Source organism: Hydrogenobaculum sp. 3684, assembly GCF_000213785.1.
Taxonomy (GTDB): Bacteria; Aquificota; Aquificia; order Aquificales; family Aquificaceae; genus Hydrogenobaculum.
This window is the reverse complement of the sequence record NC_015557.1, coordinates 804791-828905: the sequence shown is the minus strand read 5'-3', so window position 1 is coordinate 828905 and position 24115 is coordinate 804791. Positions and strand designations below refer to the sequence as shown.

Genomic DNA, 24115 nt, shown 5'->3' with positions numbered 1-24115 from the left:
TAGGGCTAAAATATCTAAAGAAATAGCTTCTTTTACTTGTTATCTTCTAAAAGCTTTAAAAACTCCTCTTCGCTTATAGTTTTGATACCTAGCATGTTTGCTTTTCTTAGTTTGGTAGCACCTGGATCTTGTCCTACCACAAGATAAGACGTATGATGAGTTACACTGTCTGATGTGGTGGCCCCAAGGGATTCTACCATTTGCTTGGCTATTTCTCTGGTACAACAAGAAAGTGTACCTGTAAAAACAAATTGCAAACCGGCAAGCTTGTTAGATACGGCTTCAGATACTTCTTTTAAAAGTACACCAGCTTCTTCTAACCTTTTTATCGTATTTATATTTTGCTCCAAACTAAAAAACTCTTTTATACTTCTTGCAACTATATCCCCTATATCTTCTATATTTCTTAAGTCTTCTTCTTTGGCTTTTGCTATACTCCATATATCCTTGTAATATGAAGCAAGTTTTTTTGCAGTGGTAAGCCCTACGTATCTTATGCCAAGACCATATAACACCCTTGCTAGGCCTCTTCTTTTTGAAGCTTCTATGGCATCTATAAGATTCTGAGCTGATTTTTTGGCAAACCTTGGAAGCCTTACCAAATCTGAAAATTTAAGGTAGTAGATATCGGCTATGTTTTTCACAAGTTTAGCATCGTATAAAAGCTGAGCCACAGCTTCCCCTAAACCTTTTATATCCATTGCATCTTTTGATGCAAAATGCCTTATTCTTAACACCACTTGAGCTGGGCAGGATATATTTATACACCTCCAAGCCACTTCGCCGGGGGCTTTTACAAGCTTAGAACCACAAGATGGGCAGTACTCTGGAAAAACGATTGGCTTGGCATCTTTGGGCCTTGCTTCTTTTACCACGCTAACCACATAAGGTATCACCTCACCAGCCCTTTCTATGATAACCGTATCTTTTATGTGTATATCTTTTTCTCTTATAAAATCTTCGTTGAATAAAGAAACGCTTGATATGGTAACCCCGCCCAAAGATACTGGTTCTAATTTTGCCACTGGTGTTATATTGCCTACTCTTCCAACGCTAAATATCACATCTAATATCACGGTAGTGGCTTGTTTTGCTTTAAATTTAAAAGCAGTGGCCCATCTTGGAGCATGCGATGTAAATCCAAGCTCATCATAAAGTGATATATCGTTTACTTTTATCACCATTCCATCTATTTCATAAGGTAGTGATTCTCTTTTTGATTCAAAGTATTTACAGTAATCTATGACCTCTTGGATATTTTTACAAAGTTTCATGTCTAAAAAAGGCGTTTTAAAACCAAGATCATGAAGCATTTTTATAGCTTCGTAGTGAGTTTTTGGCATAGCGTTTGCAGGTTCTACGTATGTTATTTGGTAGACAAGGGCTGTTAGAGGTCTTTTGGCTACTTCTTGGGGGTCTTGAAGTCTTATAGAGCCAGCCGCTAAGTTTCTTGGATTTGCGTAAGGGGGTAAGTTTTCTGCCATCCTCTCTTCGTTTATTTTTTTAAAGTCATCTTTGTTTATTATGACTTCTCCTCTTATTTCTAAAAGCCTAATACCTTGTTTTGAAAAATTTGCCCTTAGAGGGATTGTCTTGATAGTTTTTAGGTTTTTGGTAATCTCCTCACCCACTTCCCCGTCTCCTCTGGTGGCTCCTCTTACAAATATATCGTTTTCGTATAAAAGCGATATACCAGCTCCGTCGTATTTTGGTTCAACACAGTATTCTATATGTTCTTTTCCGCTTAATTCTTTTACTCTTCTATCAAAATCTCTCAAGTCATCTTCGTTGTAAGTGTTGTCCAAAGAAAGCATCGGAGCTAAGTGCTTTACTTGAGGAAATGTGCTTGATATATCGGAAGATACTCTTTGAGTAGGTGAATCTGGAGTTATGAGATCAGGATAAGTGTCTTCTATGCTTTTAAGAAATTTATAAATAGCATCGTACTCGGCATCTGATATAACGGGTTGATTTAACACATAATATCTATAATCATGATAATTTATGAGTTCTCTTAACGTGTCTATTATTTTTATGGCTTCTTCTTTGGAAAGTTTAGGTGGATGTTTGTCTGGAGAAAGGTTATAAGTTTTTAAAATCTCTTTTGTTTTGTCTATAAAGAATTTGTCATTCATATGCGTTGTTTATAAGCTTTTAATGTATTAAGAAGAAGTGTTGCTACTGTCATAGGCCCTACACCACCAGGAACAGGGGTTATAAAAGAGGCCTTTTGGGATACACTTTCAAAATCTACATCTCCAACGATTTTCCCGTTTACTTTTGAAATACCAACATCTATCACCACTGCACCCTCCTTTACCATGTAGTCTTTTATCAAAAATGGTACTCCAGTAGCCGATATAAGTATATCGGCAGTTTTTGTGTATTCTACAATATCTTTTGTGTATTTGTGGCATACGCTTACTGTGGCATCGTAATTTAGCACAAGCATAGAAAGAGGTTTACCCACTATAAAACCAGCTCCTACTATACACACGTTTTTACCTTTTAGGTCTATATTGTATTCATCCAATAAAAGCTTAATACCAAGAGGTGTACAAGGGATAAAAGCGTTTTCCAAATCCCCAGAAAAAAGCTTGCCCATATTTTGAGGATGAAAGCCGTCTACATCCTTTGATGGGTCTATGGTGTCTATTACTTTTTGCATTGATATATGTGACGGCAATGGAAGTTGTACCAATATACCATCTACATCTTCTTGCTCATTTAGGCTTTTAATATGATTTAAAAGCACATCTTCTTCTACATCTTTTTCAAACATATCAAGTTGGGAGCTAAAACCAACATCTGCACAAGCTTGGACTTTGTTTTTTACATACACCAAACTAGCTTGGTCATCTCCCACAAGCACCACTACAAGCTTTGGTTTTCTCTCAAGATGTTTGACCTCTTGTTTTATGTTGTGCTTTATCTTCTTTGCTAAGCTTTTACCATCTAGTATATTCATACGCTCTTTAAATCCTTTATATTTATATTCAAATCAAGATTATCAGCTTTTATCTCTAAGTTTTTATAATAACCAGCTTTAGATCTATCTTTAAAATATACACTAAATTCTTTGTTGTGAGCGTTATCAAGTATATCCATTTTGTAAAGTTTTCCATCTTTTACGTAAACCATTTTTTTATAGACTCCGTTTTCACTTTCATATATCGTATAACCGTCTTTGCAAAGCACTTTATCGTCTTTGGTTATCACATCACCGTAAAAAAGCTTTGATAGATCAATAGGCAGATTGATGCAACCAGATCCAAAACAAAGGTCTTTTTTAAAGTTTAAATTGCCGATAAACGTTTCCAACGTATAGTTGTCTTTGGCTTTTACCAAAGAAAAAGGATATTTTAAAATGCCGTAAGAAGCGTAACCTTCAGTGGTAAAATCTTGCGGGATAGAAACATTTTGATATTTATAGGGCTTGCACTTTGTAACAGGAGCACAAGAGTATATTAAAAACCCAAAACAAACAAGAAAAAGTATTTTTTTCATAAACCTCTTAATTCTATAGAGGATGCATGAGCGTGAAGACCTTCGGCTTTTGCAAGGTTGTGGGCATGGTGTTTTACTTTGTCAAAGCCTTTTTTTGACACGTAAAGCACCGAAGAGCGTTTTACAAAATCATAAACACCTAAAGCCGATGAAAACCTTGCACTTCTTCCAGTAGGTAGCGTATGGTTTGGACCAAGACAATAATCTCCCAAAGCTTCCACCGTATACTCTCCTAAGAATATAGCACCGGCATTTTTTATAAATCCTAAAAGCTCAAAAGGGTTTTCTGTATTTATTTCAAGATGCTCTGGGGCTATCATATTGGATAGTTCACAGGCTTTTTCTAAGTTTTTTACTATAAATATAGCTCCGTAGTTTTCTATAGATTTTGAGGCTATATCTTTTCTTTCTAACTGTGATAAGAAAACATCAATCTCTTTGGCCACTGAGTAAGCCAAATCTTCACAGTTTGTTATCAAAATAGCACTAGCTAGTTCATCATGTTCAGCTTGGGATAGCATATCCATGGCAACAAAGCTTGGATCTGCAGAAGCATCGGCTATAATAAGCACTTCCGAAGGACCAGCTATCATATCTATGCCCACTATGCCATACACCAATCTTTTTGCAGTGGCAACGTATATATTACCAGGGCCGACTATCTTTTCTACAGCTGGTATTGTCTCAGTGCCATAAGCTAATGCTGCTATACTTTGAGCTCCACCTATTCTAAATACTCTATCTATGCCACATATATAAGCAGCGGCTAAAACTTCTTTTGTGGGTTTTGGACATACCATATAAATATTAGAAACACCAGCTACTTTTGCAGGCACTGCGTTCATAATAACAGAAGATGGATAGGCGGCTTTGCCTCCTGGTACATAAAGACCTGCACTTTCTACTGGTAATACCCTTTGCCCCAACATTATACCTTCTTCTTCTGTTATGAAAGATTTCTCTTTTTGATTTTCATGGAATTTATACACCCTTTCATAAGAAAATTGAAGAGCCTTTTTGGTGTTCTCATCCAACTCTTTGTAAGCGTTTTCTATGGCTTCTTTTGGTATCTCTATGCCTTCTTTTCTAAGGTCAATGTTATCAAACTCAAGGGCGTATTTATATAAAGCCTCATCTTTGTATTTTATAACGTTTTCTATTATCTCTCTTACCTTATCTAGATACTGCTGTTCAAACACCTTAGCTCTGTTTAAAATCTTCTCTAAGATTTTTGAGCTTTTAAAATCTTTAATTGTAAAATCTTCAATAGTAATCATAGATATATTTTATCAGATTTTTTTCTAAAAGCATAAAAAATTTGTTTATAATATTTATTATGTATTATATATTTCTTGGTATTCCAGCTTTGATTTATATGCTTATATTTTTATATAACCATAAAAGCCCAGAGTTTTTAGGGATGCCATTTTTTTATTGGTTTCAGATATTTATGCTTATAATAACATCTATTTTTTACGCTTTGGCGGTGTTTTTGGGAAAAGACGATGGTTAGTCTGATAGTGTTTTTGGCACTTTTTATCGTGTTTTCTTACCTTGGTTTAAAGGGTAAAGACTTTAGGGCTGGAAATCTCGATCTGTTGCACGAATGGGCTCTTGGGGGGCAGAGATTTGGTGCTTGGCTACTTTGGTTTTTGATAGGGGCTGATCTTTTTACAGCTTATACTTTTATAGCGGTACCTTCTGGATTATTTGCCAAAGGACCTGTATTTTTCTTTGCAGTGCCTTATGTGGCTATGGGATTCGGAGTGGCTTTGGCGGTTATGCCAAAGTTTTTTGCAGTTTCAAAAGAAAAGTGTCATATAACGGCTGTGGATTTTATAAAAGATAGATATAACTCTAAAAGCTTAGCCATTATGGTGGCACTTGTTGGTATAACCGCAGAGCTTCCTTATATAGCCCTTCAAATCGTTGGTATGAAGGTAGTGTTATCTACACTTCTTATGCAGTTTAAAGGTATAAATCAAAATCTTGTAAACGAGATATCTCTTAGTTTAGCGTTTTTGATACTATCTTGGTTTACTTATAAATCAGGGCTTAGAGGAGCTACTCTTACGGCGGTGCTAAAGGATTTTCTCATACTTGGGACTGTTTTAGTGCTTAGCGTTTATATACCTTTGCATTACCATGGTTTTTATCATGCTTTTGAAATAAAAAAAGCATACTCCACGTTGAATCCAAAACTTATAAGCGCATATATAAGCTTATCTGTTATGAGCGCCTTAGCGTTATTCTTATATCCTCACGCTATAACGGGTTGTCTTAGCTCAAGCGATGTGAAAGTTTTGAAAAAATCTATAGCCTTTTTACCTATTTATGGAATCGGGCTTGCTATTTTGGCGCTTTTTGGTGTACTTATATACGAAGTTAAACCAGCTATGGATATGTTAAACCATATACCAGCCTCGGCACGGGGTTCTTTTGTGGTACCAGCATTGATAGTTTCCACAATGCCCCAGTGGTTTAGCGGTGTAGCTTTACTTGGAATATTTATAGGTGGGCTTGTGCCAGCTTCTATAATGGCTATAGCAAGCTCAAATCTTATGGTAAATATACTTAGAGAGTTAAACATCGCAAGTCCTTCAAACGAGACGAAGCTTGCAAAATGGTTTTCATTTTTGTTTAAGCTAATCCCTCTTTTCTTTGTGTTTTTGGTGCCTCCAACTTTTGCAATAGCGTTGCAGCTAATTGGTGGTATTGTTATACTTCAAACGCTTCCTTCTATATTTTTAGGGCTTTTTGTAAAGCATTTAAACAAAGAAAGCCTTACAATAGGGCTTTTAGCTGGTATCGTGTTTGGTATTTACGAGCTTGAAAAAGTAAATCATTTTGGTATCATACAAAACGTTCTAATGCCATCTTCTTTTGGTCCTATATTTATAGGTTTGCCAGCTTTGGCTATCAATCTTTTTGTGGTTTTGATCGGCTCTTTTTATCAATACATTTTCCGCAAAAGCGCTCAATAGGACATATTTCACAAAGAGGTTTTGTGGGTTTACATATACGCTGACCAAAGGATACCAAATATCTATTTATATCAATCCAATATTTTTTAGGTAGTATGTTTTTTAGCGCCTCTTCTGTTTGTTCTGGGGTTTTTGTTTTTACTAAGCACCATCTGTTGGTAATACGATGCACATGTACATCTACACAGATGGCTGGTATGCCAAATCCTTCTGCCAACACCAAGTTAGCTACTTTTAGACCTACACCAGGAAGCTCCATGAGTTTTTCTTTTTCTTTTGGTATTTTTGAATCGTATGATTGTACTATTATCTTGGCAAGCTCTTTTAGGTTTTTTGCTTTTGTGTTGTAAAATCCAACGCCGTATATAAGCTCCTTTAGCTCTTCTTCTTTGATGTTGTACAAATCCTCTATAGATTTTACCTTAACAAAAAGTCTCTCACAAACTTTTGCAGTAGTCTCATCTTTTGTTCTGGTGGAAAGAATAGCGCATACAAGCACCCTGAAAGGGTCTTTTGTGGTGTGGGCTATAAGGGTAACAACCGGTGCATGGTTTTCTTCGTAATCTTTTTTTAAAATCTTAAATATCTTAGGTATATCAGTTTTTTTCACTTATTTGTATATAAGTTCTATATACTTGGTGGTATCAGCAATTTCTGACAAAGGTGGTGGATTTTCCATGCTATAACCTGTGAGAAAATACCAATCGTCAAATATATTGTAGTCGGTGTTTTCTATAAAAAATCTCATTTTCTTTGCTAAGTCTTCTGGGTTTCCGCATTCTAATATATAGTTTGCTAATTTTTTGTTTTGGTCTTCGATGCTTTTAATATTAAAAGCCTCAAACTTCTTTCTTTCATAGTTTAAGTTTGTCTCAGAGATATAATATCTATTTACCTTTCTTAGCTTGTTGCTTAACTCTTCATCAAGAAGTTTTTTGCCAAAGATAAGCTCTTCTTGAAACTTTTCAAATATATCGGCATGTCTTGCTTTGGTCCACATTTGCATAACGCCTCTTTGGGCGGTTTCGTTAAAAGCAGTAGTAGGACCCATAGCCCATATGTGGGGGTTTATGTGAAGATGTATTTCATCGCATATAGCATCAAGCTGTGCATGGGTGTATATACCCATTACTTTCACATGGGATTTTATAAACTTATCTTTAAACAAAGATAACATAAAGTATTTGTAGTTTTGATTTATCTCTGGATTGCCGTAAAGCCTTACTTCAAACTTACCTTCCAAATCCCTAAGATAGTCTACCGCTTTTAATATGATGTGATGGCCTTTTGTTACTTGCCAGTTGGATAAGAAGGCAAAGATTGTTTTTTCTCTTGGTTTCGAGTATTTGGCTTTGGTTTTTTCTATGATATCTTTTGATCTTTTTTCATCCCTTTTGTTGGCGGCAAAACCTTGCTCTGGTAATACTAAGTTTATTATGTTATCTGGTTTTACGCCAAAATCTAATATAGCATAAGCCCCGTAACCGCCGTTTGATATATTTAGGTCTATGACATCTTCCATAAGATATTTGCCATAATCTAACCTTCTTTTCATCTCTACAGCCACTACCTTTTTCTGGGCTTCTGTTAGGTTTAGCCCCATCATAATGTTGTATTCTTCCACAAACCTTTCTGGTGTAAACTCATCTTGGGCTATACATTGAAATTTGTTTTGCTCGTATTTATAAGTAGAAAACATATGCCAAGAGGGTTCTAATAAGTACATAGAATGCATAGTATTTAGGACCTTATATCCAAGTTGCTTAGTTTTTTCTATTATAGAAAGGGGCATAATAGATTGAAAATGTATGAAGTCCCAATCGGGCTTCATAGCTAAAAATTTAAACCAAATCTGGGTTGTGGGTTCTTCGTAAACTTCTGTCATAGGAGAGTATCCGTGCTGATATATAAACCATTCTCTTCTAGTGAAAACATTGTATGTAATACCTTCGTATTGGGCGTTTAAAAGATCGTATTCATTTTGCTTTCCTATCATAAAAGGTGGTAATATGGTAAACACTTCTACATGATGGCCTAAGTTTTTTAGGTTTTTAGCAAGAATATAGATATGCTTATCTTCTCCGCTTTGTGGTTCCGAAGGCGGCGCCCATCCTACCAATAAAACTCTCATAAGCTCTCCTATCAATATTTAAAATTACCGTTTAAAATCTTTTGATAAAAGTTTGGTGGCAAAAATGCGTTTTTGTGTATTTCATCTGAGTAAAATCTCGTTTCTACATCAACTTCTCTTGATATTTCCCGTGGATTGTAAACTTTGGAACCCACTGAAAAACTCCACCAATACCCAGCGTATACTGGTATAACGGTGGTGTAAAGGTCTACTATAGGAAAGTTTTTTTTCAAAGCTTTTTGAAAACGCACAACTATATCAAGATGATAGTGCAAAGATTCAGATTGGCCAACATATATACCATCTTCTTTTAAAGCTTCAAACACATATTTAAAGAATTCTTCTGTGGTAAGTACATGTGCAAAACCAACAGGATCTGTAGAGTCTACTATGATAACGTCAAATTCATTTTTATAGTCTTGAATGTATTTAAAACCATCTTCATTTAGTATTATAGCTCTAGGATCATCCATCGAACAAGCGACGGTGGGGAAAAACTTTTTGGACACTTCTACTACGTCTTTGTCTATATCCACCAATACAGCTTTCTTTACAGACTTGTGTTTTAAAACCTCTCTTAGGATGCCACCGTCTCCTCCACCTATTATTAGCACATTTTGGGGATTTTTATGGGCAAACATTACAGGATGAGTTAGCATTTCGTGATAGAAAAACTCATTTTTTTCTGTAAATTGTACTACACCATCGAGTATCAACATTTTACCAAAGTAATGGGACTCTACTACTTGAATCTCTTGATATTTTGACTTGCCTTCGTAAAGGATTTTGCTTATGCCATAACAATGTCTTATAGGTGCATAAGGATCTCTCTCCATAAAATATACATCTTTCATAGTTTCTTCTCCTCTCTAAACAAGTTTTATTCAAATTATAGCACGTTTTTTATGCGAGATATAGCTTCTTTTAAATATGCTATATCCTTTGCAAAAGAAAATCTTACAAATCTATCGGTTTGATTGGTGCCAAAATCTATTCCAGGTGTAATTGCCACCCTTGTTTTTTCAAACAGAAAATCGCAAAATTCTTTCGATGGAATATTGTATTTTGATATATCAGCCCATACATAAAAAGCTCCTTCTGGTTTTACTGGTATATTAAATATGTCTTTTAATTCTTTATAAAAGAAGTCTCTTCTTTCTTTAAAAGTATCCCTAACGAAGTTAAGATATTCATAATCAAAAGCTCCTAAAGCAGCGTATTGGGATAAAGTAGGAGCGCTTATAAACATATTCTGAGATAGCCTTTCTACGTCCTCTATATACCGTTCTGGTACTATCATCCAACCTATTCTAAATCCTGGCATACAAAAGAACTTAGAAAAGCTATTTATTATAAAAGCGTTATCGCTAAAAGAAAGGGCAGTTTTTATGCTTTTATCGTAAGTAAGTCCATGATATATTTCATCACACACAAAGATCTTTTTATTTGCTTCACAAAATTCTATTATATCTTGTAGATTATCTTCGCTGTATACAATACCAGTGGGATTTGAAACTGAAGAGATTAAAAGTAAATCAAATTCAACGTTTTTTAAATGCTCTTTTGTGATTTGGAAGCTTGTATCCTCGAAAACAGGTATTTTTACTATATTTTTATCAAAAGCGTAAGCTATGTTTTCGTAGCAAGGATAACCTGGATCTTGTAAAGCTATGTTTTTTCCTTCTAAAAGCCCAAATATCAAAGAAAAAGCTCCTGAGGAACCAGTAGTTATGATGATTCTTTCTGGTGATATTTCTATGTTGTAGAAATTTCTGTAGTAAGTTGATATAGCATCTCTTAGGGTTTTTAAGCCTTTTGCTTCAGTATAACCAAAATAACTGCTATTTATAGCATTTTGAAGATGTTTTAAAACATTTGGGGATGGTGCTAAATCAGGTTCTCCAATTTCAAGATGTATCGCATCTTCAAAGGATGATGCTTTTTTTAGAATGTCCATTACGATAAAGGGTTTTATATGTTTAAACATTGTTTATAAAATCTTTTATTTTTCTAGTGATGGATTCTATGTCTTTTTCTTTAAATATACCAGAGCCTATAACAAATATATCGACATATTCTTTTACAAGGTGCAAATTGCTAAATTTCAATCCACCATCCATTTCTACAAGACAATTTAAACCTTTTTCTAAAATTCTTTGTTTTAGGCTTTTAGCACGAACAGTTGAACGATCTATAAAGCTCTGACCACCAAAACCTGGATTAACAGACATAAGCAGTATATAGTCTACATAGTGTATTATTTCATCAATAGCTTCTAAGGATGTACCGGGATTGATGGCAACACCTGCTTTTGCTCCCAAGCTTTTTATCAGCTCAACAGTCCTATGAATATGAGGTACATTTTCTATGTGAACAGATACCATAGACGCCCCAGCTTCTACAAACTCTTTTATATAGGCATCTGGATTGTTTATCATAAGATGAGCGTCAAAAGTAACATGAGGTATTTTTTCTTTTAAACGCTCTAAAACATAAGGTCCTACTGTGATATTTGGTACAAAAGCCCCGTCCATTACATCAAAGTGTATTATATCTGCCCCGCCTTTTAACGTAGCCTCTATATCTTTACCTAAATTCCAAAAATCAGCAGAAAGTATTGAAGGAGCAAGGTATTTCATTTTTCTGTGATGGTTTCGTCTACTTTCATACCAAAATGTCTTCCTTCTTGTTCTATATATCCTAACACACTATCGCCTTTTTTTAGTTCTACCACAGATATAAGTTCTCCATCTGGTTTTACAAGCCTTATAGTTTCTGCGTTTTGAAGCACCGCTGATAGTTTTTTGCCGTTTGAGATAGCTTCTACTAAAAGCATAGGTCTTCTTTCGATCTTTGCTCTTCCTACGTAAACTGTCCTTCCGTTGCCGTCTTTATCGTATACCATCACAGGTTTTCCAGCTTCTGCTTCACACAAGTATATAGTTTTATTGTTGGGTACTTTGGTATACATATGTACAGCACCAGCGTTCACTCTAAAAGGTCTTGAAGCAACGTAGGGGTTTTCTTCTGTTTCTGCCGCCACCAAAAGCATTCCGCCGGAAGAGTTGCCCACTAGCATACCTTCTGCTTTCTTTAATATAGAAGTTGTGTCTACACAAACTCTATCTCCCATGCCTACTGGCAATACTCTTAAAATTTCAGCTTCTACAAGGTTTAATTTTTCTTTTGGTTCTACTACGTTTGATATTTTCTTTATAAGGTTTAAATCAGGGTCTTTTAAAACAACACCCTTTACGCCTTTTTCCAATATATTTAATGCAGTTTTTGCTTCTTCTTCAGATTTTACTATAACATATACATCTTCTTTTTGAGCTATAATGTTTTCCAATGGAATTATAGTCCAATCTGTGGTTTCTACCAATACCTTTTTCGGAGATTTGGCAGCCCTTAACTCATCTTCTTTATTTAAAATCTTTATATACTCTATATCTTCTCCCAGTACCCACGTTTCTATTTTACCTAACTTACTTACGTTTTTTGCCTCTTCTTCTGATTCTACTATTATAGCTTTTACGCCAGACTCTAAAGCGGTTGTGATAGCACTTTTCTCTTTAGACCACAGTATAAATTCTTTCTCTTTCATAAGATTATTTTAGCACATTAAAGGTTGTTGTATAAACTCTTGTTTATATCTATCTTGGCATGAGCTCTTAAATCTTTTATAAGGTAATTCATTAAAACGTTTGCTTTTAGGCTTAGCAATTGAGCAAACGTCTTTTCTGGATTTTGCTGATTTTTTATGCTTCTTGAATCTACTTCTATTATTACGTAAGCACTACCGTTGGCAGATACGTAAGGGCCAAAAAACGCAGGTGTTTTTTCTGTAACCATCGGCACTATATCGGAAGATTTTATATCCACCATTGTAGATATTCTAGACAAAGGTAAGTTGTTAAATGCCACAGGCTTTATACTTACAGGTTTTTTAGCTTTTAAGCTATTGTATATATTTTTAGCAAAATCTTTTAAAGCCAATATCTTTTTTTCCATTATTAAATCTTGGATCACTTGGTTTTTTGCTTGAGAAAGCGGCATTATAGCAGTGTTTTTGGTATTTTGATACGTGAAGATGTATATGTTGTTGCCAACGTTTCCTACTATTATAGGATTTTGTGGGTTTAGGGCTTTTACTACTGCACCAAAGGTTTTTGACATTGTTTTTTCATCAAAAGCTTTGAAACCAGGAGGTATTTTACCAGATTTAAGAGCCATATATATTTCTCTTGCCTTATTTTTGTCTGTGGTTTCCCAATATATTATAGATGATGGGTTTACTACTTTAAACTCATCTTTATGTTTGTTGTAATAGTCTTCTATTTCTTGTTCTGTTGGTGTATAGTTTATGTTTACGGAGTTTGGGTCTATTATATAAGCTTTTCCAGATAGAAGTGTGTTGTTTATCGTATTAGCTGCATTTAATTCTATATCGCTAACATAGGATGCGTTTGTAATAAACAACGTATATTTTTGTATGGTAAGTTGCTTTTTTATATATGCTTCATAGGTTTCTGGTGTATATCCAGCTTCTGCCAGTACTGCTTTGTATCTTTCGAAGTTGAATTTTCCATCCACTTGGAAAGAAGGATCTTTAGATATTATATCTGCCACTTCTTTATTGGATACTAAAAAGCCTTCTTTTTTAGCTTGTTCGTATAAAAGATCATCATCTATCAAAGAATTTAAAATCTCTTGCTTTAATATGGGTGTCATTTGTTGGTTGGCTCTCATGGCTACTCTTCTAAAATCTGCTATACTTATGCAATCACCATTTACTTTTGCTATGCAGTTTTCTGATGAATGAAACAAAGATGTGATGTTACCAGCTGCAAAGTTCCATAGGAAAAAAGCTGCTGTTACTATACCTGATAATATGGCAAACGTTTCTTTGTGTTTTCTTATAAACTCAAACATATCAATATTATAACACTTTTATTTTGTTTTTTGGGGTTTTGTTGGCGGGTTTAATTTATCTTTTAATAAAACTTTTCTAATGAGGTAAGTTTGTAAAAAGCTAAGTATGTTGTTTATAGTCCAATAAATTACTAAAGCTGCTGGGAACGAAGCAAACAAGAATACAAAAAATAAAGAACTTATATACATAATAGAGTTTTGTCTTGGGTCTGGATTTGGGGTTAGTCTCAAAGACATAACCATGGTTATACCCATTAAAATGGGCAAAATATAATATGGGTCTTTTTGGGTTAGGTCGTGTATCCATAGAAAATGAGCCAGTTTTAAATCTGCCGTTATTACAATAACCTTGTAAAGGGAGAAAAATATTGGGATTTGCACAAGTATGGGTAAGCATCCTGAAGCTGGATTAAAACCCACTTCCTTATATAGTTTCATAATTTCTTCTTGCATTTTAACGGGGTCATCTTTATATTTTTCTTTGATTTTTTCCATTTTTGGAGCTACTTCTGAAAGTTTTGACATTGATAGCGTGGATTTGTAGTTTAGCGGGAAGAACAATATTCTTATTAAAAGCGTCAAAACAAAAATAGATATTATCCAGTTTCCTGTTTTTATATATATATAATATAAGAATTTAAATAAAGGTTCTACCACTATCCTAAAGTCTCCGAAATCAAGCACGTCGGTAAGACCTGCTTTCTTAAGCCAATCGTACTCTTTTGGTCCAAAAAACATAAGAGCTTTGCCATCAAAGGAGACAAGCATGAATGTAAAGTCATCTTTACCTAGTCTTTCTTTGTATATCTGTATAGAATTTATATGGCCTTTTATTCCTTGAAAGAAGAATCTACTTTCTTCGCCTGCAAAAGATATGTTACCGGTGATTACTTTGTAAGTTTTTATATCGCCATTGTCTAGTCTTTTAACATTTCCGTTTATATCAAAAACTGGTCCTTGGTGAGTATGTAAATCCTCCTCGTTTAGGTTGTTGCCAATCATTACAAAATAGGGTTTGTTATAACCTATCAAGGATACGCTTATTTTTGATATAAAACCCTCTTTATCAAAGGATATATCTTTAACAACGCTTATGTTTGGTAGCCTTAGTGTCATAACGATGTTGTTGTTAGTTGCTGAGATGTTGTAGTTGCTAAAGTTTATAGCTTCATCTATAGCGGGGTTACCAGTGTAAACTTCTAAAGGAAAAATCTTTAGTGCGTATTCTTGGGGGGTTATAAGGTTTTGTTTAAAGTTTTTGATATAATAGTATGTTATCTTACCACCGTTGTAAGCAAATTTTATATCTGCATCTTTAAAATGAAGTAAAACTCCGTTTTGTATATTCTGGGCTTGTCTTTGGTTGTTGAGAAATAAGTTTATACCGCCTTGATATTGATAAGCAAAAATTGCTTGATTAGTGGTTGTTTTTTTAGCTTTTTGCTGGGGGGTTGTTACTGTTGGGCTTTTAAAAAAGTATTCAGTTATATATTGATAAGCAAGTATAGTAATAGATACTGCAAAAAATATTGCAATTAATCTTTTTAAATCTATCCGTTCCATTATGGATAATCTACACCGCCCTTATTCCAAGGATTGCATCTTAATATGCGCCAAAAAGCTTTCATGCTACCTTTAAAAGCTCCATACTTTTCAATGGATAAAATAGCATAATGAGAACACGTAGGATAAAACCTACATGAGCTAGGGTATAAAGGCGATATGAAAATTTGCCAAAACCTAATAAATTTTATAAGCAAATATTTCAAGGGGCCAGTCTCTTTTTTCCCTTTTGTCTTCTTCTTTTTATAATATTTCTACCAGATCTTGACGACATACGAGCCAAAAATCCACTAACACGTTTTCTTTTCCTATTTGAAATATGAGGCTTTAAAGCATTTGTCATAGTTACCTCTTTTTAAATGGGTAGATATTTATAATCGCCTCTACCCAAGGCGACGCTTTAAAGTTTTAGAATCCGGCTTTTCTTGAAAATATACTAGTAAATACAAATATAATGGAGAAAAGCATTGCGTAAAGTGCAAAGGTTTCAATGAATGCCAAACCTATGAACATTATAGTTTGCAACTTACCAGCCATGTTAGGGTTTCTGGCCATACCTTCTTCGGCACCTCTAATAGCTGAACCAGAACCCACACCAGCACCCAAAGCACCAAGACCTATAGATACACCTGCAGCAACCGCCATCAAACCATAAAACAGGGCTCTTGCATGGGCATCTGAGCCACTTGAACCTGCAGTGTCAGCCATTGCTATGCTACTAGCAAGAGTTAAAAGCATGAGAGTTTTAAGCTTCATAAATATCCTCCTAATTTATTAATAAAATGGGTTTACCTGTGGATTTAGAGAACTTTGATATATCTTTGTTAAAATTGTTACAAGCTAATAAAATCATATCTGGATTTACTTCTTTATAGACTGCTTGGGCTTCTTCATCAAAATCACCTACTTTTACGTGAAAATTTACATTCATATGTTTTGGGAAAAGGTGTTTTAGTTTATATGTGGCTTGTTTTATACTATTTTCCTTCATATATGGGTCAAACGGCATACCGAAAGAAGTTGCTATATCCTCTATTTTTTTTACAGACTCTAGTACCACAAGAACATCCAAGCTTGCTTTAAAATTGTTCACAACATCCAATATCTTACCTATAAGCTTAGTGCAATCGCCATTTTCCATATCCATTATTAGAAGAATCTTATTTATATTCATATCAATATTCCTCGTGAGCCACGGCACCAGCTATATATATTGTACTTAATATCATAAATATAAAAGTTTGAAGAACAATGGCTAACACCTTTATAGCTATCACAAATACCAATATGATAGGAGAAACAGCCCAAGTAAATGGATTTCCTATTAAAACACCTATTATTGAAATAAGAAGTATAGCACCGCCTTTCATGTTGGCAAAAAGACGTAAAGATAAAGATACAACCCTTCCCAAATGAGACATGATTTCTATTATAAAGAAGAAGGGCGCTAAAGCTTTTATGGGTCCCATAAAGTGTTTTATATAACCGAGGCCATTTACTCTAAAACCTTCAAAGTGGTATAGGAAAAATACTATAAGTGTAAGTGCTAAAGTGGTGTTCATGTTGCCAGTAGGAGCATCTACAAAAGGTAAAAGCTCCATAACATTTCCAAAGAATACAAAGAGCCCTATGGAGGCTATAAGAGGTAAATAGCGTAAACCTTGCTCCCCTATATTTTCAGTGACCATAGCTTTGCAGAAATTTATATAAGATTCAATTACAAACTGCAATTTTGATGGCATGATTTTGGGTTTGCCAGCAACTAACACAACACCCAGTGCCACTACCATGGCTACTATACTAGTTATAACATGCTCATAATGTTCCATACAAAAATATTATAGCATAACAATATAAAAATTTCCCTAAATTTTTTTTTATCTTTTTTATATTGTCCTAGAAAATGTTGGTTTTTCTTTGGCTTTTGAATATATATCAAAAACTATGGCTATATTTCTTACCAATAGTCTACCTTCTGGGTTTACCTCTATCTTATCTTTATTTATGCTAACAAGACCATCACATTCTAGTTCTTCTAGTTCTAAAAGCTCTTTTTCAAAGTATTCGTCAAAGTCTATACCAAACATAGAAGATATGTTCATTTTATCTACGTAAAGATTACACATGATATCCATTATCACTTCTCTTCTTATTATGTCATCTTGGTTTAAGATATACCCTCTCATAATAGGAAAAACGCTTTTATCTAAAGCGCTATAGTAATCTCTTAAGGTTTTATGATTCTGGAAATAAGCTTTGTCTAACATGCCTATGGATGTGGCGCCAATTCCTATTAGATGATCCCCTTTTCTGGTAGTATAACCTTGGAAGTTTCTCCAAAGTTTTCTATGCTTTTGGGCTAAATAAAGATCGTCTGTTTTTTTTGCAAAGTGATCCATACCTATAAAAGCGTAATCGCTGGCTTCAAACAACTCTATCGCTAACTTTAACATGTCAAGTTTCATAGATGCTTCTGGAAGAGCTGTAGCGTCAATTTTACGTTGAAGGGGTTTTAGCCAAGGCACATATGCAAAATTAAAAACCGCCACCCTATCTGGAGAAAGTTCTATCGTTTTTTCTATGGTGCTTTTAAAAGTATCAACCGTTTGACCCGGTAATCCATACATAAGGTCTATGTTTAAGCTTTTGTAACCTAAGCTCCTTATATCGTAAATTACATTTTTTAAAAGCTCTTCATCTTGTACTCTGTTTATGCGTTCTTGCACATTTCTATCAAAGTCTTGTATCCCCATGCTAATTCTGTTGAATCCAAGCTCTTTATATAGTTTTAGTTTTTTGTAATCTATATGACGTGGATCTATTTCTATTGATACCTCAGGGTCTTCTGTAAAATCGAATCTATCTTTGATAAAGGACATCATATCGTAAAAATCTTCATTATCTAGAAAATTTGGTGTTCCCCCGCCTATATGAAACTGATCAATTTTCTTATAATCTTTTAAAACATCTTTTAGCATATCAACTTCTTTAAAGAGATAGTTAAGATATGGTTTTGCCACATCTGTTCTGTGAGAAATTATGACGTTGCAACCGCAAAACCAGCATGCATTTTCACAAAAAGGTATATGGACATATAAAGAAAGAGGTCTTTCATCGTGCAATATGTCTTCTAGCTCTTTTTTATAAATATCAGAGGATAAAGGCTTAAACTCCACCGCCGTGGGATAGCTAGTGTACCTTGGCCCTGGCTTATCGTACTTTTTTATAAGGTTAAAATCTATCTTAGTATTTTTGTACATAACACACTCCTACAGTTAAATATAAACCATTTTTTCTAAAAGCTATACAACAAAAATCATCTTGCATACTCTACAAACCTGTTTTCTCTTATAACCACAACTTTTATGTTGCCGGGATAATCCATTTCCTCCTCTATCTTCTTGGCAATTTTCTTAGACAGATCGTAAGCTTGTTCATCTGTAAGTTCAGAAGGTGATACTATAACCCTTACTTCTCTACCGGCTTGCATAGCATATACGTTTGATACACCTGGGAAACTTTTTACAATCTCTTCAAGTTTTTCTAACCTTTTAATGTAAGCCTCTAGGGATTCTCTTCTTGCTCCTGGTCTTGCTGCGGAAAGAGCATCTGCCGCACAAACTAAAGCTACCTCAGGATATTTAACGGGTTCTTCCTCGTGATGTGCTTTTATGGCGTTTAGAACATAATCAGGCTCTTTATACTTTTTGCACAACTCTATACCTATATCTGTGTGGGAACCACCCATTTCGTTTGATATGGCTTTTCCTATATCGTGCAAGAGCCCAGCTCTTTTAGCGGCTTTTTCGTTTAAGCCCAGTTCAGCGGCCATGAGCCCGGCTATCGTTGCTACCTCTTTTGAATGAAGCAATACGTTTTGTGAATAAGACGTCCTGTAGTAAAGTTTACCTATGTAATAATAAAGCCCTGGGTTCATATCGTGGATGCCTAACTCCATAACAGTTTCTTCACCTAGCTTTCTAATGTTGTTGTCCATTTCTTTTTTAACTTCTTCTACAACCTCCTCTATACGAGCTGGGTGTATTCTGCCATCAATTATAAGTTTTTCAAGGGCTTGTTTGGCTATCTCTCTTCTCATAGGATCAAAAGACGAAAGCGTAACGGTATCTGGAGTGTCGTCTATTATAATATCAACACCCGTTAGTATTTCAAAAGCCCTTATATTTCTTCCTTCCCTTCCTATGATACGTCCTTTAAATTCATTGCTTGGTAGTTCTATAGTAGACGTGCTGTAATTTATTGCTATTTCTGGGGATAGCCTTTGAATAGATGTGGTGATAATTCTTTTTGCTTCCCTTTCAGCTTCTTCTTTTGCTTTTTCCTCTATGGCTTTTGCTATCCTTATGCTTTCTATCTTAGCCTCTTCTTCAGCTTTTCTTAATATCTCTTGATAAGCCTCTTCCTTGGTTAAAGATGCTATTCTTTGGAGTTCTATAAGTTCCTTGTTTTTGAGTTCTTCTATTTCGCTTTTAATGGTTTCCACGTTTTTATACTGCTGTTCTATCTCTTTTTCTCTCTTTTGAAGAGCTTTTTCTAATTCTCTTAGCTCTCTTTCTTTTGCGTAAAGCTCCTCTTCTTTTTTCTCAAGGCTTTGTAGCTTTCTTTCTAGGTTTGTCTCTTTGGATTCTAAGCTTTTTTCCCTTTGTAAAAGAGATTGCTCTTTTGAGGAAAGCTCTTCTTGTTTTCTGGCGTAGTCTTTTTCTAGCTCTTCCTTTCTAAGCTCTAACTCTTTTTTTATAGCTTCTTTTTCTTTCTCTAGTTTTTCGTTTTCTTTCTTGATAAACTCCATATATTTGGAAGCTTCTCTTTCGGCTAGTTCTTTTGAATACTCTAGCTGTCTTTTAGCTTCTTCTAATATAGCGTCTGCTTGCCTCTTGGCCTCTTCTAAGAGTATCTTTGACTCTTCGGATGTGCTTGGCGTATTCACCACTTGTTTTTCGCTTAGCTTTTTAAAAGCTAAAAACCCAAAACCAGCTAACGCTAACACTAAGATTGATAGGATACCTATAACAACAGTTTCCATTGGTAATTACCTCCTTCTATTACATAATTTTCAGAAATGATTTTGTTAAGCTTTACATCAAAAGGGTCTTTTTCTATAGAGTCAACAATTTGAAAATCATAGCATATACCTATAGAAAAAATGTTTTTGTTTGCCGATAAAAATCTATCGTAGAAGCCCTTACCAAAACCTACGCGATAAAGATGTTTATCAAAGCAAACACCGGGTACCAAACAAAGATCTATATTAGTTTTTTGGCATTCTTCTGGTTCTAAAGTATTGTAAACAGATTTTACGAAAGGACCTTTGTAAAGGCATGGTACAAGTGTATTGTCAACAATTTTTGGTACAGAAACAATCTTTCCTTCGTATATACTCATATCCACAAGCGGATCGACTTCTTTTCTTATGGGAATATAAGCCATCACAGACTTGGCCCTTTTAAAATCTTTATCTTGTGAAAGGTTTTTTGCTATCTCTAAGGAAGCCTTGTATACGTCTTCCTCAGAGAGCATATCACGTCTTTTTAAAAAAATACTTCGTAATTCCTTTTTTGACATATACCTCCATAACTAGGAGGCAAAAGAAGAAAGACAAGAAGGGTTTATACCCACCCTACCGTCGTGCAAACATACATGCGGGCCTCCTATTTTTAGGTGGGTGCCCTGTCAGAGGGTCTACAAGGAGACGCCCCTGAACTTCCGAGCTCCCTAATAGCTCACATGTAGGCCCCAAAAATATCTTCACACTAACGAGTAGGGCAGGCTTTTATTTAAACTAAGCAAATCTAAGCTCTATACCCTCTTCTTTAAGACGTTCTAACAGTTTTTCTATTAGAACGTTTACTTCTTCATCTTCTAAACTTCTATCAAGGGCTCTTAAGCTAAGTCTCAAACCTACGCTCTTCTTATCTTCTTCTATTTGCTCTCCTTTATAAAAATCAAATACTAAAACATTTTCTAGCATGCTTCCAAAAAACTCTCTTATGAGAATAATAAGCTTTTGAACATCAAAATCAATGCTCATTATCAGTGAGATGTCTCTTACTATTGGTGGATATTTTGATATTTCTTTTATTTCACGATATTTTGCTTTATTAGGAATTTCAAACTCACAGATAATTGTATCTTGTAGTATATCGCTTTTCAAAACACCAAAAAACCCTATATCTTTATCGTCAAACTTTAGGCTTCCCTGTTGATAAGGATGAAGGAACGATAAATTAGAAAAGCCAAACATAACATCTTTGTTTATAGCTTTTATTATCTCCTTTATATGGTTTATATTCCATTTTGTTTTAGGGTATATTCTCTTGTGCCCTCTTAACAATATACATATATGTGTGGATTGGGAATCTTCTTTAAAAATATCTGATATCTCAAATATAGCAAAGTCGTATATGTGCTTTTTAACATTTTGATCTGCCAACCTTATCATAGATGGCGTTAGATATCTTCTTAAAAACCTAAAAGAAGGTAGTATGGGATTTTTGATTTCTATAGTGGGTTTTTCTAAGCCAAGAGCTTCATAGTCTTCTATTTTGTCGAAGCTTAAATTTATTACTTCCTTTAATCCGTTGGCTACCAATTTATTCTTTATTTCATATGTATAATCTTTCTTGTCGTTGGGCTTTGGTAAGAGTGTTAATGGGTCTGTTTCAAAGGTGTTAAAATCTGTTATTCTTACGATTTCTTCTATAAGGTCTATGGAAGAGTCAATATCGTAGTATCTGTGAGACGGAGCTTCAAACTCTATACCGCATCTCATAGGTTTGTTGGGAATACCTAATTTGTTAGCTATTTCTGATATTTTTTCTTTTTCAAAATTAATGGCAGTGTATCTTATATAATCGTTCATAGGTAAGAAGAACCTTTTAACAGGTAATGCTTCTCTTATTACTTCATTATAACCTATCACTTTGCCACCCGCTTCTTTCTCTATGAGTTTTAAAGCAAAAAAAGAAGCTTTTAAAGCCATATCTATATCTATACCTCTTTCAAACCTGTAAGAGGCATCTGTTGATAACTTTAGAGTCTTTGAGGCTTTTCTTACAAAAATTGGATCAAAAAGAGCAGATTCTAAAAGTATGTTTTTTGTGTCATGAGATATGGAGCTATCTAATCCACCTATAACACCAGCCAAAGCTATTGGTCCTTTGTCGTTGGCTATAACCATAATAGACTCATCAAGTTCATATTCTTTTTTATCTAAAGCTATAAGTTTCTCTTTTTGTTTTGCCTGCCTTATAACAATTTTACTGCCAATTTTGTCTTTATCAAAAGCATGAAGAGGTTGTCCTAACATCATCATAACGTAGTTTGTTATATCCACAACGTTGGAAATAGTTTTAAGACCCATCTTCCAAAGAGTTTTTTTAAGCAAAAGTGTTGAGCTTTTAACAGATACATCTTCTACAACACTTCCTACATATCTATAGCATCCTTTAGTATCAATTGATATATCTATATCTATTTTTTCTGGCAAATCTTTTTCTATGTTGAGATTAAACGGTTTGTTCGTGATGGCGCTTATCTCTCTTGCTATGCCAACTATAGAAAGTAAATCTCCTCTGTTTGGTGTAATCTCGCATTCTAACACATATTCTCCAAAATCAAGCAAAGACGCTACATCCTTGCCTACTTCAACGTTGTTATCTAGTATTAGGATACCTTCTTCTATATCATCCAAGCCAAGCTCTGAAGCTGACAAAAGCATACCTTGAGATTCGAAACCTTTAAAGGTTTTTGTATCTATGGTTTTACTACCTAAAGAGGCTCCTTTTACAGCTACCGGTACTTTAGCACCCACGTAAACATTGGAAGCACTTGTTATTACATCGATAGCGGTGTCTCCTAAAAATACTTTACATAGATTTAAGTTTTCAAGCTTTTGTATGGACAAGATTTCACCAACCTTTACATTTTTTATATCAGTACCAAATCTTTTTAACGTAGTCTCAGTGCCAGATATAGAAAGTTTATCGGCTACATATTGAGGATCTTCTATTTCCACGTATTCGCTTAGTATTGATAAAGGTGCAAACATAGTATATTATTTTATCATGGAAGATGATACGCTGTATCTATTTATTTCAGAGCCTCCAAAAGGAAAAGCAAACAGGTATATAAGGCAAAAGGGCGGAGCTGTATTTAAACCTTGGAAGGTTTTGTCTTGGGAAACAAAGGCTTCTTGGGAGATAAGTTTACAGCTAAAAAAGCTAAAGTTTAAAAAACCGTTTTCTTGCAGGGTATCTGTTGAAGCTATTATATTTTTACCAGATAAAAGAAGAAGAGATATAGACAACATGTTGAAAACCCTTTGGGACGTATTGGAAAAAAACGATGTTATAAAGAATGACAACCTAATATATGAGGTAAATACTATAAAACATGTTGAAAAAGGTATGCAGGGAATTTTTATTAAAATAAAGCCTTATGAGGAACAAACGATGAAAATAGAAGAAGCTAAAAATTTTATAAGAATTGCCGATAATAATATCATTGAAAAATTGTGAAATAGTAATATGTTATTTGTAATAAAAGCTTGGAGGTTTTTGTTATGACGCCGCTTGAACTTGGAGGTTTAGATAGTGTGTTGACAAATCAGTTAAATAATCAAACTATACAAAATACTCAAACGAGTCAACCTAGAACAGCTCCTCAATCTCAAGGCGATCAAAATACCACCAATACACAAAATCTACAGGATGAAAAAAGCATAGATTATAGCAATACAAGTATAGATAATTTAGAAAAGCAAATTCAAAAAGCAATAGAGCAACTCACTAAAAATTTATCTTATCTAAACACACATCTTAACATTACGTTGGATAAAAAAGCAGATAGCTTAGTTATAAAAATAATAGACAACAAGACTAACCAAGTAATAAAAGAGATTCCACCGGAATATATGATAAGAATAGCAGAGGCTATTAACAATTTAGTGGGTATTGTTGTAAATAAGAAGGTATAAAAT

25 protein-coding genes and 1 other RNA gene are annotated in these 24115 nt (G+C 34.5%); 4 read left to right on the top strand and 22 right to left on the bottom strand.

From position 1 onward, the window contains the following. Positions 1–32: 32 nt before the first annotated feature. From ligA to hisD, 4 genes are read right to left on the bottom strand one after another with little or no spacing between them, the layout of a single operon-like run. On the bottom strand, positions 33–2135 hold the full coding sequence (ligA, locus tag HYD3684_RS04455; RefSeq protein WP_015419488.1) for an NAD-dependent DNA ligase LigA: 2103 nt from the start codon (positions 2133–2135) through the stop codon (positions 33–35). Beyond that, positions 2132–2968, bottom strand: coding sequence for a bifunctional 5,10-methylenetetrahydrofolate dehydrogenase/5,10-methenyltetrahydrofolate cyclohydrolase (locus HYD3684_RS04450; RefSeq protein ID WP_015419487.1), 837 nt, complete (start codon positions 2966–2968; stop codon positions 2132–2134). The genes ligA and HYD3684_RS04450 overlap by 4 nt, the downstream gene beginning before the upstream one ends. Then, the gene (locus tag HYD3684_RS04445) at positions 2965–3507 is read right to left on the bottom strand and encodes a hypothetical protein (RefSeq protein ID WP_015419486.1); all 543 of its coding nucleotides are present in this window, start codon (positions 3505–3507) and stop codon (positions 2965–2967) included. Before HYD3684_RS04445 ends, HYD3684_RS04450 begins: the two co-directional genes overlap by 4 nt. Continuing rightward, on the bottom strand, positions 3504–4784 hold the full coding sequence (gene hisD / locus HYD3684_RS04440; RefSeq protein WP_015419485.1) for a histidinol dehydrogenase: 1281 nt from the start codon (positions 4782–4784) through the stop codon (positions 3504–3506). The genes HYD3684_RS04445 and hisD overlap by 4 nt, the downstream gene beginning before the upstream one ends. A 59-nt stretch (positions 4785–4843) precedes the next feature. Here hisD and HYD3684_RS08285 point away from each other — a divergent pair, with 59 nt between their 5' ends. Next, positions 4844–5020 carry a DUF3311 domain-containing protein gene (locus HYD3684_RS08285; RefSeq protein ID WP_015419484.1) on the top strand — a complete coding sequence of 59 codons (177 nt, stop codon included), beginning with the start codon at positions 4844–4846 and terminating at the stop codon, positions 5018–5020. Next, entirely contained in the window at positions 5013–6491 is a 1479-nt protein-coding gene (locus HYD3684_RS04435; RefSeq protein WP_015419483.1) for a Na+/solute symporter, read from the top strand. Before HYD3684_RS08285 ends, HYD3684_RS04435 begins: the two co-directional genes overlap by 8 nt. On the opposite strand, the gene nth is transcribed toward HYD3684_RS04435, so the two are convergent. The 18 genes from nth to pheT form a co-directional block, all read right to left on the bottom strand. Next, positions 6427–7101 carry an endonuclease III gene (gene nth / locus HYD3684_RS04430; protein ID WP_015419482.1) on the bottom strand — a complete coding sequence of 225 codons (675 nt, stop codon included), beginning with the start codon at positions 7099–7101 and terminating at the stop codon, positions 6427–6429. The two genes, HYD3684_RS04435 and nth, sit on opposite strands and share 65 nt — an antisense overlap. Next, the gene (locus HYD3684_RS04425; RefSeq protein ID WP_015419481.1) at positions 7102–8622 is read right to left on the bottom strand and encodes a glycosyl transferase group 1; all 1521 of its coding nucleotides are present in this window, start codon (positions 8620–8622) and stop codon (positions 7102–7104) included. An 11-nt stretch (positions 8623–8633) separates the two neighbouring features. Continuing rightward, on the bottom strand, positions 8634–9476 hold the full coding sequence (speE, locus tag HYD3684_RS04420; RefSeq protein ID WP_015419480.1) for a polyamine aminopropyltransferase: 843 nt from the start codon (positions 9474–9476) through the stop codon (positions 8634–8636). Positions 9477–9511: 35 nt separating this feature from the next. Then, positions 9512–10609 (bottom strand): aminotransferase class I/II-fold pyridoxal phosphate-dependent enzyme, encoded by a 1098-nt coding sequence (locus HYD3684_RS04415; RefSeq protein WP_015419479.1) that lies wholly within the window; start codon positions 10607–10609, stop codon positions 9512–9514. Continuing rightward, positions 10602–11261 carry a ribulose-phosphate 3-epimerase gene (gene rpe / locus HYD3684_RS04410; protein WP_015419478.1) on the bottom strand — a complete coding sequence of 220 codons (660 nt, stop codon included), beginning with the start codon at positions 11259–11261 and terminating at the stop codon, positions 10602–10604. The genes HYD3684_RS04415 and rpe overlap by 8 nt, the downstream gene beginning before the upstream one ends. After that, the gene (locus tag HYD3684_RS04405; protein ID WP_015419477.1) at positions 11258–12226 is read right to left on the bottom strand and encodes a 3-dehydroquinate synthase II; all 969 of its coding nucleotides are present in this window, start codon (positions 12224–12226) and stop codon (positions 11258–11260) included. The genes rpe and HYD3684_RS04405 overlap by 4 nt, the downstream gene beginning before the upstream one ends. 17 nt (positions 12227–12243) lie before the next feature. Continuing rightward, entirely contained in the window at positions 12244–13554 is a 1311-nt protein-coding gene (locus HYD3684_RS04400; protein ID WP_015419476.1) for a SurA N-terminal domain-containing protein, read from the bottom strand. An 18-nt stretch (positions 13555–13572) separates the two neighbouring features. Next, on the bottom strand, positions 13573–15117 hold the full coding sequence (yidC, locus tag HYD3684_RS04395) for a membrane protein insertase YidC (protein ID WP_015419475.1): 1545 nt from the start codon (positions 15115–15117) through the stop codon (positions 13573–13575). Further along, the gene (yidD, locus tag HYD3684_RS08280; protein WP_015419474.1) at positions 15117–15323 is read right to left on the bottom strand and encodes a membrane protein insertion efficiency factor YidD; all 207 of its coding nucleotides are present in this window, start codon (positions 15321–15323) and stop codon (positions 15117–15119) included. Before yidD ends, yidC begins: the two co-directional genes overlap by 1 nt. Then, positions 15320–15460: a 50S ribosomal protein L34 gene (rpmH, locus tag HYD3684_RS04390; protein ID WP_041112956.1), complete on the bottom strand. Its 141-nt coding sequence runs from the start codon at positions 15458–15460 to the stop codon at positions 15320–15322. Before rpmH ends, yidD begins: the two co-directional genes overlap by 4 nt. A gap of 65 nt (positions 15461–15525) precedes the next feature. Continuing rightward, positions 15526–15873 carry an ATP synthase F0 subunit C gene (gene atpE, locus HYD3684_RS04385; RefSeq protein WP_015419473.1) on the bottom strand — a complete coding sequence of 116 codons (348 nt, stop codon included), beginning with the start codon at positions 15871–15873 and terminating at the stop codon, positions 15526–15528. A 10-nt stretch (positions 15874–15883) separates the two neighbouring features. Next, a complete protein-coding gene (locus HYD3684_RS04380) occupies positions 15884–16291 on the bottom strand; it encodes a hypothetical protein (protein WP_015419472.1) in 408 nt (135 codons plus the stop codon). A gap of 1 nt (position 16292) precedes the next feature. Next, positions 16293–16946 (bottom strand): F0F1 ATP synthase subunit A, encoded by a 654-nt coding sequence (atpB, locus tag HYD3684_RS04375; RefSeq protein WP_015419471.1) that lies wholly within the window; start codon positions 16944–16946, stop codon positions 16293–16295. 57 nt (positions 16947–17003) lie between these two features. After that, on the bottom strand, positions 17004–18377 hold the full coding sequence (hemN, locus tag HYD3684_RS04370) for an oxygen-independent coproporphyrinogen III oxidase (protein ID WP_015419470.1): 1374 nt from the start codon (positions 18375–18377) through the stop codon (positions 17004–17006). Positions 18378–18433: 56 nt separating this feature from the next. Continuing rightward, positions 18434–20161 (bottom strand): ribonuclease Y, encoded by a 1728-nt coding sequence (gene rny, locus HYD3684_RS04365; protein ID WP_015419469.1) that lies wholly within the window; start codon positions 20159–20161, stop codon positions 18434–18436. After that, positions 20143–20700 carry a 5-formyltetrahydrofolate cyclo-ligase gene (locus tag HYD3684_RS04360; RefSeq protein WP_015419468.1) on the bottom strand — a complete coding sequence of 186 codons (558 nt, stop codon included), beginning with the start codon at positions 20698–20700 and terminating at the stop codon, positions 20143–20145. The genes rny and HYD3684_RS04360 overlap by 19 nt, the downstream gene beginning before the upstream one ends. A gap of 43 nt (positions 20701–20743) precedes the next feature. Further along, positions 20744–20910, bottom strand: a non-coding RNA gene (ssrS, locus tag HYD3684_RS08275) — 6S RNA. 7 nt (positions 20911–20917) lie between these two features. Beyond that, complete coding sequence (gene pheT, locus HYD3684_RS04355; RefSeq protein ID WP_015419467.1) at positions 20918–23185, bottom strand: phenylalanine--tRNA ligase subunit beta; 2268 nt, start codon at positions 23183–23185, stop codon at positions 20918–20920. Positions 23186–23201: 16 nt separating this feature from the next. On the opposite strand from pheT, the gene HYD3684_RS04350 reads away from it, so the two are divergent. Both HYD3684_RS04350 and HYD3684_RS04345 read left to right on the top strand, forming a co-directional pair. Next, positions 23202–23654 carry a RusA family crossover junction endodeoxyribonuclease gene (locus HYD3684_RS04350; RefSeq protein WP_015419466.1) on the top strand — a complete coding sequence of 151 codons (453 nt, stop codon included), beginning with the start codon at positions 23202–23204 and terminating at the stop codon, positions 23652–23654. Between the two features lie 44 nt (positions 23655–23698). Further along, a complete protein-coding gene (locus HYD3684_RS04345) occupies positions 23699–24112 on the top strand; it encodes a flagellar protein FlaG (protein ID WP_015419465.1) in 414 nt (137 codons plus the stop codon). Positions 24113–24115 lie beyond the last annotated feature (3 nt).

What these genes read in the sequence shown, in the direction of transcription:
- ligA (WP_015419488.1), bottom strand. Translation starts at nt 2,135, where the DNA reads ATGAATGACAAATTCTTTATAGACAAAACAAAAGAGATTTTAAAAACT.
- HYD3684_RS04450 (WP_015419487.1), bottom strand. Translation starts at nt 2,968, where the DNA reads ATGAATATACTAGATGGTAAAAGCTTAGCAAAGAAGATAAAGCACAAC.
- HYD3684_RS04445 (WP_015419486.1), bottom strand. Translation starts at nt 3,507, where the DNA reads ATGAAAAAAATACTTTTTCTTGTTTGTTTTGGGTTTTTAATATACTCT.
- hisD (WP_015419485.1), bottom strand. Translation starts at nt 4,784, where the DNA reads ATGATTACTATTGAAGATTTTACAATTAAAGATTTTAAAAGCTCAAAA.
- HYD3684_RS08285 (WP_015419484.1), top strand. Translation starts at nt 4,844, where the DNA reads ATGTATTATATATTTCTTGGTATTCCAGCTTTGATTTATATGCTTATA.
- HYD3684_RS04435 (WP_015419483.1), top strand. Translation starts at nt 5,013, where the DNA reads ATGGTTAGTCTGATAGTGTTTTTGGCACTTTTTATCGTGTTTTCTTAC.
- HYD3684_RS04425 (WP_015419481.1), bottom strand. Translation starts at nt 8,622, where the DNA reads ATGAGAGTTTTATTGGTAGGATGGGCGCCGCCTTCGGAACCACAAAGC.
- speE (WP_015419480.1), bottom strand. Translation starts at nt 9,476, where the DNA reads ATGAAAGATGTATATTTTATGGAGAGAGATCCTTATGCACCTATAAGA.
- HYD3684_RS04415 (WP_015419479.1), bottom strand. Translation starts at nt 10,609, where the DNA reads ATGTTTAAACATATAAAACCCTTTATCGTAATGGACATTCTAAAAAAA.
- rpe (WP_015419478.1), bottom strand. Translation starts at nt 11,261, where the DNA reads ATGAAATACCTTGCTCCTTCAATACTTTCTGCTGATTTTTGGAATTTA.
- HYD3684_RS04405 (WP_015419477.1), bottom strand. Translation starts at nt 12,226, where the DNA reads ATGAAAGAGAAAGAATTTATACTGTGGTCTAAAGAGAAAAGTGCTATC.
- HYD3684_RS04400 (WP_015419476.1), bottom strand. Translation starts at nt 13,554, where the DNA reads ATGTTTGAGTTTATAAGAAAACACAAAGAAACGTTTGCCATATTATCA.
- yidC (WP_015419475.1), bottom strand. Translation starts at nt 15,117, where the DNA reads ATGGAACGGATAGATTTAAAAAGATTAATTGCAATATTTTTTGCAGTA.
- rpmH (WP_041112956.1), bottom strand. Translation starts at nt 15,460, where the DNA reads ATGACAAATGCTTTAAAGCCTCATATTTCAAATAGGAAAAGAAAACGT.
- atpE (WP_015419473.1), bottom strand. Translation starts at nt 15,873, where the DNA reads ATGAAGCTTAAAACTCTCATGCTTTTAACTCTTGCTAGTAGCATAGCA.
- HYD3684_RS04380 (WP_015419472.1), bottom strand. Translation starts at nt 16,291, where the DNA reads ATGAATATAAATAAGATTCTTCTAATAATGGATATGGAAAATGGCGAT.
- atpB (WP_015419471.1), bottom strand. Translation starts at nt 16,946, where the DNA reads ATGGAACATTATGAGCATGTTATAACTAGTATAGTAGCCATGGTAGTG.
- hemN (WP_015419470.1), bottom strand. Translation starts at nt 18,377, where the DNA reads ATGTACAAAAATACTAAGATAGATTTTAACCTTATAAAAAAGTACGAT.
- rny (WP_015419469.1), bottom strand. Translation starts at nt 20,161, where the DNA reads ATGGAAACTGTTGTTATAGGTATCCTATCAATCTTAGTGTTAGCGTTA.
- HYD3684_RS04360 (WP_015419468.1), bottom strand. Translation starts at nt 20,700, where the DNA reads ATGTCAAAAAAGGAATTACGAAGTATTTTTTTAAAAAGACGTGATATG.
- pheT (WP_015419467.1), bottom strand. Translation starts at nt 23,185, where the DNA reads ATGTTTGCACCTTTATCAATACTAAGCGAATACGTGGAAATAGAAGAT.
- HYD3684_RS04350 (WP_015419466.1), top strand. Translation starts at nt 23,202, where the DNA reads ATGGAAGATGATACGCTGTATCTATTTATTTCAGAGCCTCCAAAAGGA.
- HYD3684_RS04345 (WP_015419465.1), top strand. Translation starts at nt 23,699, where the DNA reads ATGACGCCGCTTGAACTTGGAGGTTTAGATAGTGTGTTGACAAATCAG.